Consider the following 12,650-nt stretch of genomic DNA (forward strand, 5'->3'; position numbering starts at 1 on the left):
GTTAAAAATGGAAAAAATAGTTGAGCCCAATGCAGAAAATATACTGTCAAAAAGCTTTATTTTTATCATGGCAATGACATGTGGCATTTGTGCGGGTTCAAACTATTATAACCAGCCCTTAATCTATTCCATTGCAGAAGCATTAAAAGTCAATGCCGATCAAGTCGCCTTAACTATTGTGATTAGCCAACTGTCCTATGCAGTTGGCCTTTTTATATTGGTTCCCTTAGGCGACTTTTTTGAAAAGCGCAGTTATATTTGCTTGCTCATGTGTTGTACGGGGCTTGCACAAGTAGGGTTATCTTTAAGTCAAACCTTGCCAGCTTTATATGGCTTTACCTTTTTAGCCACATTCTTTTCGATTGCGACTCAAGTTTTGGTTCCTTTCGCCGCAGGTTTAGCCAGCCCGAAAAAAAGCCCTCAAGTTGTAGGCACTCTCATGAGTGGTTTGTTCTTAGGAATATTATTAGCGCGTTCCATTGCAGGCTTACTTTCTACAGTTTGGTCTTGGCATGCGGTTTATTTAATTAGCGGAATCGTCATTTTGGTGTTTGCTTGGGTGATGTGGGTGAAGTTGCCAGTTGCACGTAAGTCTCACCAACTCAATATTCTACAGATTTATGGTTCACTATTTTCATTAGCTGTTCACCAGCCGCATTTATTACGCCGTGGTTTTGCTGGTGGAATTGGCTTTGGAATTTTGGCTCTGATTTTTACCACTATGACTTTTATTTTGGCGAATGAGCCTTATCACTTTAACGATTTCCAGATTGGTTTATTTGGGATTGTTGGATTGGCAGGGGTATTTGCGACTCCTTGGGCAGGTAAGAAAATTGCGGCAGGGCTTGAGAATAAAATTGCAGTAATTTGCATGGGCCTATTAATAAGTGCATGGATACCACTATTTTTTGCGCAGCAGTCTTTGGTGGCCTATGCTGTTGGTGTGATCATGGCGTACTTTGGTTTGTCGGCATTTCATGTACTCAACCAAAATTTGATCTATCGAATTTCGGCTGAGGCGCGTTCCCGTATTAATTCAATTTATATGACTTTATATTTTGGTGGAGCCGCCTTAGGTTCTTTTATTGCGGTGTATGCTTGGAAACACTGGGGATGGGAAGCATGTGCTGCTTTAGGCTTAGCGATGGCAATGTTAAGTTTCGTGATTGATCGCTTAGATTTTTATGAAATGAACAAGTTAGCAAAGCAAGAAAAAGCTCCATAAATAGGAGCTTCAATATTTTATTATTTGCGAATAATCATTAAGGTTGCCGAAGCAAAAGCATACACTTTGCCGTTCTCATCTACGATTTTACCTTGGGTACTAATAATATTGCGGCCCGCGTTAATTAATTCGGCCGTCGCATAGTAAGACGTATCAACCTGCATGGGGCGGATCATTTTTACATTTAAATCAATGGTTCCATAGCCAACACCATGTTCAAGTAGGGTATGGGCCGCACTGCCTGTCGCCGTATCTAAAGCTGTGGCACAAAAGCCGCCGTGTACACCGCCTTGAATATTTCTATGTTCTTTGCGAGGAGTAACTTTATAAGTTGCTTTACCTTCGGAAACTTCAACGAGTTCCATTGGTATAGTGTGAGCCATAGGTGATGGAGAAACTTCACCATTTTTTAAAGCGGTTAAAAACTCAAGACCTGTGTATTTCGGGCTTTCCATAAATCGTCCTTGCATGATTAAGCAGTCTAATCACCATACTATAAATTGATTTTTTACGGAATAAAATTTTGCAATACAAAATATAAATTTATTCTAGTTAAACAAGACTAATTAATTTTTATATTATATTTATATTTAAAAACATATGCTTATATTCTATTTCTATGGCTAAGTTAGGATAATTTTGTTAAATTAGTGAAAATATATTTTGCTATAAGAAATTTTTTGATATTTTGGTGAGATTGAAACAATAAAAAGTCTATTTTAAGGAAAAACGATATCTGCCCATGACACAGGCAGTGAAGTGAAAGGAAAAAACTATGCCTTTATACAAAGCTCCATTACGTGATATGCAATTTGTACTGCATGAAATGCTTCAAACAGAACAAAACTATCAAGGTTTAAGCAAATATCAGGAAAGCGTAAATCGAGAATTAATTGATCAATACTTAGAGGCAGCAGCAGATTTTTGTGAAAATGAATTGGCGCCCATAAATCAAAATGGCGATCAGGAAGGCTGTCATTTAAATCAAGGCGTAGTCATAACGCCGAAAGGTTTTAAAGAAGCCTACCAAAAATATGCCGAGCTTGGGTTTACTTCATTAACCGCCGATCCGGAATATGGTGGGCAGGGCTTGCCGACATTGCTGCGGATTGCGATTTCTGAAATGTTATGTGGTTCTAATTGGGCTTGGGCAATGTATCCGGGATTGTCACATGGCGCAATGAGAACGATTGAGCATCATGGGACCGAGCAACAAAAACAAAAGTTTTTGACTAAACTCATTAGTGGGGCTTGGACCGGAACCATGTGTTTAACCGAATCCCATGCGGGTTCGGACCTTGGGTTAATTAGAACGAAAGCAGAACCAAATCCGGACGGTAGCTACTCCATTACAGGTGAAAAGATTTTTATCTCGGCGGGTGAGCATGATCTTTCTGAAAATATTATTCATATTGTTTTAGCCCGTTTGCCTCAGGCACCTACAGGGACTAAAGGCATTTCTTTATTTATTGTGCCTAAATTTAATGTGAGTGACGACGGTCAGGTGCTGGACCGTAATAAAGTCGTCTGTAGCGCGATTGAACATAAAATGGGGATTCATGGCAATGCCACCTGTGTACTTAATTTTGATGGCGCCAAAGGTTATTTGATTGGTCCGGAAAATCGCGGGCTTAATTGTATGTTTACCTTTATGAATACCGCACGTATTGGAACAGCTGTACAAGGGCTTGCTGCTTCTGAAATTTCATTTCAAGGCGCATTAAGTTATGCCAAAGAGCGCCTCGCTATGCGTTCGTTATCCGGTCCTAAATATCCTGACAAAAATGCCGATCCAATTATTGTGCATCCCGCTGTACGTTCGATGTTAATGACCCAAAAAGCATTTTCTGAAGGTGGTCGTGCACTGGCTTACTTTTTAGCCCAGCATGTCGATATTGTCGAAAGCTCAAACGATCAGGAACAGCAAAAACACTCCGATGAATTACTGGCTTTTTTAACGCCAATTGCTAAGGCCTTTTTAACAGAGTCGGGTAATGAGTCTGCAAAGCATGGCGTTCAAGTATTTGGCGGCCACGGCTTTATTGTTGAGCATGGTATGGAGCAAATTGTACGTGATGCACGTATCTCAACCTTGTATGAAGGAACAACAGAGATTCAGTCTCTAGATCTGCTGGCACGTAAAGTCCTCAAGTCAGAAGGTAAACTTCTAAAAAATATGACCGATCTAATGGATCAATTTATTGGTCAACAGCAATCTAGTGAAACCCTGAAACCTTATCTAGAAAAATTAGCTGAGCTTAAGCAGCAATGGCTGTCACTGACCAAATCGATTGCAGAGAAAGCCAAGCACAACCCTGAAGAAATAGGAGCCGCTTCAGTAGATTATCTTTATTTTTCCAGTTACGTTGTGTTCGCGTATTTATGGGCACGAATGGCACAAGTTGCCCATGAAAAATTAGAATCGGGTACACAAGAGGAAGATTTTTATAAAGCAAAATTAACGACAGCTAAGTTTTTCTATCAAAAGCTTTTGCATCGTACACAGAGCCATGCCGCTTCTATTGAGTCAGGAGCTGAATCTGTGATGGAGCTCGATCAAGATGCTTTTGCATTTTAGTGAATAGTCATTTTTAGAATCACTAGGTGAAATTTATGTGCGGAATTTTACCTAGTGATTAAATTTTTAATTTTAGACTCATCAGTTTTTGGTAGGAAAAACCAGTTGAGCCAAAGAAATAGAGAGTTAACATAAGCATTAAAACGTGAATTTTCATCAAATATAGATGTTGCATAAGGACTACGGAAAGAAAATCATGAATGCTTATTATCAATTACTGAATAGAACAATTGGTCCTCAAGGTGAAGTTATTGCTCATTATTGCTCAACTGTCCATGCACAAGGGGCTTGGAACCCTCATGAACAGCACATGGCACCTGCAAGTGGTGTCATCGCAGCAGAGTTAGAGCAATTTTCACCACGACAAGATATGCGAATTGGCCGAATTAGTTTTGATATTTTTGGATTGATTGCATTTGGTGAGTTTACGATTAAGACACATGTGATTCGTGCCGGTAAAACCATTGAATTGATTGAAGCCGAAATGCAAGCACAAGGTAAAACCTGTATTGTGGCTAGAGCATGGCGCATGTGTACTCAAGACAGTTCCGATATTGCTGGGCTTGAAGATCAGCCAGTTCATCATCCAGATACCTTTACAGAATGGACAGGTATGAAAAGATGGCCGGGTGGTTTTATTCAAACGCTAGTCACTAAAACTGATGATCAGCATCGCGCAGGCAAAGGGATTGTTTGGCTGAATAATGATAAAGAAATCGTGGAAGGGCAGCCGACCACAGATTTTGCGCATTTAATTGGCATGGTAGATGCGGCAAACGGCATTGTCCCAAGACAAGAAGGCGAATTTACTTGGGGCTTTCCAAATCTTGATTTGCAAATCCACATGCACCGTTATCCGCAAGGGAAATGGCTAGGTTTGGAAACCGTTCAGCAATATGGTTCGGATGGTATTGGTTTAACCAGTGCAGTTTTACATGATGTGTATGGTCCATTTGGACGAAGCGAGCAGATTTTGACTTTACGTAAAATGGCTAAATAAATTTTTGAGCCAATAAAAAAGTCATCCCTAAGGATGACTTTTTTATTTTCAGATTTAAATTTTAAGCAGTTTCTTAGCTACGTACTTTAATGAGTGTTGGAGTAAGTTCATCCCAACGTTGTTTTGCAGCGTCCATTGCTTTCATTTTGATATGACCATAACCGCGGACTTCTGCTGGTAATTTTGCAATTTGCTCAGCAACTGCCAAGTTATGATTGTCTGGTGCTTCAACAAGTGCTTCAACAAATGCGATGTAACGATCACGCCATGCTTGTTCGTGTTGACGTTCTTCTTGACGTGCAAATGGATCAAGGAAAGTTTCACGAAGCCATTGTAAGCGAGCAAGCATCATCATTGGGAAGCGCATCCAGTAACCAAACGCACGTTTACGAACATTTTTCAGACCACCGAGTAACGCTGGTGGAGCAAGATGATACGTTAAACGTAAGCCTTTACCGAACTGGGTTTCAATCGATTCTTTGAAGCTTTTACCTGTTAATAGACGTGCAACTTCATATTCATCTTTATACGCCATGACTCTATAAAGCTGAGTTGCAATTGTACCTGTTAACTCTTCTGGTAATTTTTTAGCTGCTAGCTCTACAAGTGTACGGTATTTAGCTGCATAAGCTTCATTCCAGTAGTCTGTAAGACGAGCAGAACGGTCTTCAACAAGTTCAGCTAAAGTTTGCGGAGTTTTGGTTTTTGGCATTGCCGCAAGTAAACGAGCAGCTAAAGTTGGGTCACTTGCAAGATGACAACCCACGCGGAAAGCTTCGATATTCTTTTCAACAGCCGTGCCATTTAGGCGAATTGCTTTTTCAATGCTTTCACGTAATAGCGGAATGCGACCAGATTGCCAAGCCATACCAAGTAATAACTGGTTAGTATAGATCGAATCACCTAAGAGTAGTGTTGCAATGCGAGCTGCTGGTAAAGAAACCAGTTGACCTTGACGAACACGACCACGAAGACGATCAATTAAATCAGTAATAGGTGCATACCAGTCACGAGATTTGATAAATTCAGACGTAGGGGTGCTGTCTTCATTCACAATAACCAAAGCATCATCTTTTAAGCGAGATAGAGCAGCACTACCACCAGCGACTACCGCATCTGCACCAATCAATAATTCACATTGGCCCGCTGGAATTTTCGTAGAAGAAATTTGCTCATCACTTGCTGCAAGTTGTACATATGAATAAACCGTACCACCTTTTTGGGCAAGTCCAGCCATGTCCATAACACGGGTTGCTTTACCTTCTAGGTGAGCTGCCATACCAAGAAGTGCGCCAATAGTCACAACACCTGTACCACCGATACCGCCAACCATAATACGACTTGGAACGTCATATAACTGAGGAATAACTGGTGATGTTGGCCAGCCTGCACCAATACCTTCAAATTTAGCCGGACGTTTCATATCACGTGTATGAACAGTCACAAAGCTTGGGCAGAATCCTTCAGCACAAGTGAAGTCTTTATTACAGCTACTTTGGTTAATTTGACGTTTAGTGCCTAAAGTAGTCTCTACTGGCTCAATAGATAAGCAGTTTGATTTTTTCGAACAGTCGCCACAGCCTTCACAAATATCACTATTAATGTATAAACGCTCTGCTGGATCAGGGTACGCATCACGTTTACGCCGACGGCGTTTTTCGCTGGCACAGGTTTGTACATAGATTAAAGCGGTGACACCTGTAATTTCACGAAGCTCACGTTGAACTGCATCGAGTTCATTACGGTGGCGAATTTCTACACCCGGTGCAATGCCGTCTTCTTCGTTTAATAGTTTAACTTCATCAGTGACAATAACTTGTTTTTTAATACCTTCGGCAGCAAGCTGACGAGTTAACTGCGCAACGCTCAAATGACCATCTACATGCTGACCACCTGTCATAGCGACTGCATCGTTGTAGAGGATTTTGTAGGTAATATTCGTTTTTGCAGCGATAGACTGACGAATTGCTAAGTAACCAGAGTGGAAATAGGTTCCATCTCCAAGATTAGCAAAAATGTGTTTTTCATTGGTAAATGGTGATGCACCCACCCAACTTACACCTTCACCGCCCATTTGAGAGAACGTTTCGGTACCGCGGTCAAGTGAAACTGCAATATAGTGACAACCAATACCACCAAGTGCTCGGCTACCTTCAGGAACGACTGTTGAAGAGTTATGTGGGCAACCACTACAGAAATACGGTTTACGTTCAGCAAGATCAATAACACGTTTTGATTCTTGCTCTGCTTTTAGCAGTAAGTCGATTCTGCTTTGGATTTGTACTTTTAAGCTTTCTGGAATATCGAGTTTTAAGAAGCGAGCAGCCAGCATTTTTGCAATTGGTTCAGGCTGATACTCATAGTGACCAATGAGTGGTGCTTCTTCAATAGAGGTACTCCATTCACCTTTACCATCAGTTGCTTTACCAATCACATGTGGACGTTTGCCATCAGGCAGTGAGTACAGCTCATCTTTAATTTGTGTTTCGATAATTGGACGTTTTTCTTCAATAACGATCAGTTCTTGTAAACCCTCAGCAAACTCACGAACGCCTTGAGGTTCTAAAGGCCAAATCAGCCCAACCTGATAAACACGTAGACCAAGCTGTTGGGCTTTTTCATCTTCAATACCTAAAATGCGTAAAGCTTCAATGGTATCTAAATAACCTTTACCACTTGCGGCAATACCAATACGGGCATTTTCACAAGGCCATGTAACGGTGTTGATTTTATTCGCGCGGGCATAGGCCAAAACAGCAGGTAAGCGATATTTATAAAGACGTTCTTCTTGCTGAATGCCATGATCTGGCCAGCGAATATTGACGCCGCCCTCTGGTAAATTAACATCTTCTGGTATAACCGGAGTAACACGGTCTAGGTCGACATGAACAGAAGCAGAAGTCTCTACGATTTCACTGACTAGCTTCATTGAAGACCAAAGGCCAGAAAAACGTGAAACAGCAATGGCGTGAACACCAAAGTCTAAAATTTGTTGAACGGATGTTGGGTAGAAAATTGGAATACCACAACCAATCATGACATGTTCGGACTGGTGAGGGATTGTAGAAGATTTACATGAGTGGTCATCACCAAATAAAGCAACGACACCACCACGTTCAGAGGTACCAGCTAAGTTAGCATGGCGGAGTACATCGCCTGAACGGTCAACACCCGGGCCTTTACCATACCACCATGAAGACACTCCATCATATTTGCCTTGGCCTGAAAGGTTAACTTGTTGGGTACCCCAAATTGCGGTAGCAGCCAAGTCTTCATTTACACCAGGTTGAAATACAACATTATGGGATTTAAGTAATCCTTGAACTTGCCAAAGGAAACTATCATAGTTACCAACAGGAGAACCGCGATAACCAGAAATAAAACCAGCAGTATGATAACCATTCATCGCGTCACGGCGAGTTTGGGCAAGAGGCAAACGAACAAGCGCCTGAATGCCGGTCATATATGCTGTACCGTTATCACTTACATATTTATCTTCAAGTGACACATCCTTTGTTGCAATAATATTTGGAGTGACTTTTGTAGCTATATTCATTTATATCTCCTTAGAATTTTTAGTAGCTCGGACTACTTTCTTTTTTCAACATCCAGTTGAATATTTGGAGCAAGTGACATACGAAATAAAAAAAGATCGGTTCCTCTTCTTAAAAAGAATTAGTGCCAATGTATGTACATTTAGTCATTGTGGTTGATCTAAACTGGTGCAACAATCCGTAATTTAGGAAAACATATTTACGTTATGCGCAAAAATCTCGATGGTGGACTATTGCATGCAATGCATGCATTCCTGAAAGTGATTGATAGCGGGAGTTTCACAGCAGCAGCTGAGCAGATGGATCTGACCACAGCACAGGTTTCACGTCTTATCAGCGAGCTAGAAACACGCTTAGGTACAAAATTAATACAACGCTCAACGCGCCAGCAGGCACTGACCGATATTGGTGCAACTTACGCAGAGCGCTGTCGCCAAGTCATTTCAATGGTGGATGAAGCGGAGTCAGAAGTAACAGGGACTGCATCTAAACCCAAAGGACGTTTACGTGTATTAAGCATGGGAAGCTTTGGGCATCATTATGTTTTTCCAGTGATGGCCGAGTTTTGTAAGCATTATCCCGAATTAACCGTGGAATATACGACTTCACAGTACGTTCCAGACTTGTTGGCAAAAGGGGTGGATGTCAGTCTTTATCTCACTGAATCATTAACAGACTCTCGTTTTGTCGCACGCAGAATTGGCACTATTTTTTCTGTTTTATGTGCTTCACCTGCTTATCTCGAAAAACATGGAGTACCTAAGTCCCCAGAAGACTTAAAAAATCATGCCTGTTTACGCTTGGTAAACCCGTCTATTACACCAGATTGGCACTTATTAAATACAAGTGGTGAGTCTTACCAAATCGACATTGGCGGACAACTCATTGCAGATAACCCTGAGTTATTGTTAGATGTGGTGCAACAGGATATGGGCATCGCGTTATTGCCGATGTTTTCGGCTTTAGATGCGGTTCAAAATGGAAGATTATGTCATATCTTGCCAGAGTGGCGTTCGCCCGATATCGGAGTTTATACCTTGTTGCCTTCACGCCATTTTATTGATGCCAAAACACGTGCATGGCTGGATTGGGTGGAAGAATATATTTCCCCAAGAATTGAAATGGATGCATCTTATTTTTATAAATAATGAGATAAATTTTTTAAGGACTAAACTAGAAAAGGATGAAGAATAATACGGATTTAGAATAAAAATAGGGTAGAGAATGCTTCTATTGAGAGAGGCATTTAATACACAGATAAACCATAAATTTTAAAAAAATAGCATGAGGGATTGAGTCCCAACTTCTGAATTAAATGAGATAAAGATGAGATAGCATGATCTGGTACTTTGCCTAATATTAAGCCTTATACCAGATGCTGAGCTATTTTAATTTATGATTAGACACACTTGGTTTGCCAATAAGCATTTGCATAATTCGACAAGCTTTTTCGGTTTAATACATTGCTAATATTTTGACTGGCTTGCATCAGTTTCTCTAAGTCAATGCCAGTTTCAAAGCCCATGTGTGACAGCAAATAAAACAGATCTTCGGTCGATACATTACCTGAAGCTCCTTTGGCATAAGGGCAACCACCGAGTCCTGCAAGAGATGAGTCAAAAACACGAATACCTTGCTGTAAAGACTGATAAATATTGGCAATCGCCATACCATAGGTGTTGTGGAAATGCCCAGCCAAAACCTTGCTGTCGAGTTCAGCAAGGCAGGCTTGCCAAACCTTTTGAACACGATCTGGTGTTGCGGTGCCAATAGTTTCACCTAAAGACACTTCATAGCAGCCCATGTCATAGAGTCGTTTAACAACTTTTACCACTTGTTCAGGGGCAATTGCGCCTTCATAAGGGCAATCGACAATACAAGAGACATAACCACGTACACGGATGTTATGTGCTTTTGCTGCAGCCATGACATCGCTAAATTTCTCAAAGCTTTCGTCGATTGAGCAGTTAATATTTTTACGGGTAAAGCTTTCAGAAGCTGCGGTAAACACCGCAACTTCTTTGCATCCTACTGCTTGAGCAGTTTCAAAACCTTTGATATTGGGTGTGAGCAGGCTAAATTGCATATCAGTTGTTTGGGGTAATAGCTTAAAGAGCTCATCACTTTGAGCCATTTGCGGCACCCATTTTGCTGAAACGCATGAACCGACTTCAATGGATTTTAAGCCTGCACTAATTAGGTCATTAATAAAGTTTAAGCGTTGTTCAACGGTTAAAGCCTGCTTTTCATTTTGGAGGCCATCTCTGGGACCGACCTCCACAATTTTGACAAACTCGCTCATGCAACTTCCTCCTGAGCAGGCTGAAATTCCACAAGTTCATCGCCAGCTTTGACCTGATCACCGACTTGGAAATAAGAGTCTACAATCACGCCGTCTTTAGGGGCGCGGATGGTATATTCCATTTTCATGGCTTCAAGCGTCATTAAAATATCATCTTTTTTAACGCTATGATTTGCGCTTACCAAAACTTGAGTGACTACACCCGGCATTGGTGCTTTTAGGTGGCCTTCATCGGCTTGGCTATCTGCTTGATTAAAGTCCTGACGAATATAAGCAAATTTATAGCTTTGTCCATTTTGGAACAAGGTAATGCCTTGCTTATTTTGGTTAAAAGATAGCTTTTGCTTAGACCCACCAATCTGAACAGATGCCATATGCGCATCAAGCAATTGACCTGAAATCGGGTAGCTTTGACCATTATATTCTGCGGTGAAGCCATGTTCATTTGAGGCAAATTTGATTTGAATATTTTGGTTTAAATAATTCAGTTTAATACTGTACTGATAGGCAATATTTAAACGCCAAAGTGGTTGAGCTTGCCAAAGCTGTTTTTGGCTTGAGCTGTTGTTATTAAGTTTGCTTAAAAACTCAATAAATGCTGCGGCCACTATAAGTTCTGGTTTAATTTCTTCAGGGCTAAACAAGAAGTTTTGTTCACGTTGGATCAGGTTGGTATCAAGTTTGGCTTGTTTAAATGATTCGCTACGAACAATTTTTTCAAGAAAAGCAATGTTGTTACCTAAGCCATCCACATGAAATTGGCTTAAGGCATGTTGCATTTGAATAAGCGCAGCTTCACGATTTTTACCCCATACAATGAGTTTGGCAATCATTGGGTCGTAATAGGTCGTGATTTCATCGCCTTCAACAATACCACTGTCCACACGCACATATTGGTTTTGCGTTGGGTAATGCAAATAGTCAATTTTACCAATCGCAGGTAAAAAGCCTTTTTCAGGTTCTTCTGCATAGATTCGAGCTTCAAGCGCATGGCCGTGAATTTGGAGTTGGTTTTGTAGTTTAGGCAAAGGTTCGCCATAAGCCACACGAAGTTGCCATTCAACCAAGTCTTCACCTGTAATCATTTCGGTAACAGGGTGCTCGACTTGTAGACGGGTATTCATTTCCATGAAATACGCCGTACCGTCTTGTTCCACAATAAACTCAACCGTACCGGCACCAACATAATTTACGGCACGTGCAGCATCGATTGCAGCTTGGCGCATTGCATCGAGCTTCTCGCTTGGCATTTGTGGAGCAGGGGCTTCTTCTAACACTTTTTGGTGACGGCGTTGTACAGAGCAGTCGCGTTCAAATAAGTGCACATAGTTGCCATGTGTATCGCCAAACACTTGCACTTCAATATGGCGCGGTTGAATCACATAACGCTCAATCAAGACATCATCATTACCAAAGCTCGATTTGGCTTCACGTTTACACGAAGCTAAGGCATGTAAAAAGTCTTCACTGCGTTCAACCAGACTCATGCCTTTACCGCCACCGCCGGCACTGGCTTTAATTAAAACAGGATAGCCAATTCGGTCTGCCTGTTGCTTTAAAAAATCAGCATCTTGGTTGGTTCCGTGATAACCCGGTGTTAAAGGAACGCCTGCTTTTTCCATTAAAGCTTTAGAGGTTGCTTTTAAGCCCATCGCTAAAATGGCATCCACTGGCGGTCCAATAAAGCAAATATTGTGTTGTTGGCAAGCGAGTGCAAACTGGTCATTTTCTGAAAGGAAGCCATAGCCCGGGTGAACCGCTTGGCTGCCTGTATCAATCGCTGCTTGAATAATACGGTCGGCTTGTAAATAACTTTGAGTTGCAGGGGACTGACCAATATAAACCGCTTCATCTGCAAGTTTTACATGTTGTGCATTTGCATCTGCATCTGAGTAAACGGCAACCGTTGCAATACCTAATTTTTTAGCTGTACGAATTACACGGCAGGCAATTTCGCCACGGTTCGCAATTAAAATCTTTTCAAACATGAT

The 12,650-nt window shown here is 41.3% G+C and carries 8 protein-coding genes; 4 read left to right on the top strand and 4 right to left on the bottom strand.

Annotation, left to right across the window (positions count from 1 at the left end; translation table 11 throughout):
* The first annotated feature begins 7 nt into the window (after positions 1-7).
* Complete coding sequence (locus tag JGE69_RS03370) at positions 8-1,225, top strand: MFS transporter (RefSeq protein WP_199112291.1); 1,218 nt, start codon at positions 8-10, stop codon at positions 1,223-1,225.
* Positions 1,226-1,245: 20 nt separating this feature from the next.
* Here JGE69_RS03370 and JGE69_RS03375 read toward each other — a convergent pair whose 3' ends face one another.
* Positions 1,246-1,695 carry a PaaI family thioesterase gene (locus JGE69_RS03375; RefSeq protein ID WP_001984007.1) on the bottom strand — a complete coding sequence of 150 codons (450 nt, stop codon included), beginning with the start codon at positions 1,693-1,695 and terminating at the stop codon, positions 1,246-1,248.
* 305 nt (positions 1,696-2,000) lie between these two features.
* Here JGE69_RS03375 and JGE69_RS03380 point away from each other — a divergent pair, with 305 nt between their 5' ends.
* Both JGE69_RS03380 and JGE69_RS03385 read left to right on the top strand, forming a co-directional pair.
* Complete coding sequence (locus tag JGE69_RS03380) at positions 2,001-3,803, top strand: acyl-CoA dehydrogenase C-terminal domain-containing protein (RefSeq protein WP_199112293.1); 1,803 nt, start codon at positions 2,001-2,003, stop codon at positions 3,801-3,803.
* A 196-nt stretch (positions 3,804-3,999) separates the two neighbouring features.
* Complete coding sequence (locus JGE69_RS03385; protein WP_199112295.1) at positions 4,000-4,803, top strand: thioesterase family protein; 804 nt, start codon at positions 4,000-4,002, stop codon at positions 4,801-4,803.
* Between the two features lie 73 nt (positions 4,804-4,876).
* On the opposite strand, the gene JGE69_RS03390 is transcribed toward JGE69_RS03385, so the two are convergent.
* The gene (locus tag JGE69_RS03390) at positions 4,877-8,359 is read right to left on the bottom strand and encodes an indolepyruvate ferredoxin oxidoreductase family protein (RefSeq protein WP_199112297.1); all 3,483 of its coding nucleotides are present in this window, start codon (positions 8,357-8,359) and stop codon (positions 4,877-4,879) included.
* A gap of 204 nt (positions 8,360-8,563) precedes the next feature.
* On the opposite strand from JGE69_RS03390, the gene JGE69_RS03395 reads away from it, so the two are divergent.
* Complete coding sequence (locus tag JGE69_RS03395) at positions 8,564-9,505, top strand: LysR family transcriptional regulator (protein WP_064784467.1); 942 nt, start codon at positions 8,564-8,566, stop codon at positions 9,503-9,505.
* Positions 9,506-9,756: 251 nt separating this feature from the next.
* Here JGE69_RS03395 and JGE69_RS03400 read toward each other — a convergent pair whose 3' ends face one another.
* Together JGE69_RS03400 and JGE69_RS03405 are read right to left on the bottom strand one after the other, a co-directional pair.
* Complete coding sequence (locus JGE69_RS03400; RefSeq protein ID WP_199112299.1) at positions 9,757-10,659, bottom strand: hydroxymethylglutaryl-CoA lyase; 903 nt, start codon at positions 10,657-10,659, stop codon at positions 9,757-9,759.
* Positions 10,656-12,647, bottom strand: a complete 1,992-nt coding sequence (locus JGE69_RS03405; protein WP_199112301.1) for an acetyl/propionyl/methylcrotonyl-CoA carboxylase subunit alpha — start codon at positions 12,645-12,647, stop codon at positions 10,656-10,658. Before JGE69_RS03405 ends, JGE69_RS03400 begins: the two co-directional genes overlap by 4 nt.
* Positions 12,648-12,650: the final 3 nt, after the last annotated feature.

It is taken from the genome of Acinetobacter sp. C13 (assembly GCF_016809775.1).
In the GTDB taxonomy this organism is placed as follows: domain Bacteria; phylum Pseudomonadota; class Gammaproteobacteria; order Pseudomonadales; family Moraxellaceae; genus Acinetobacter; species Acinetobacter pittii.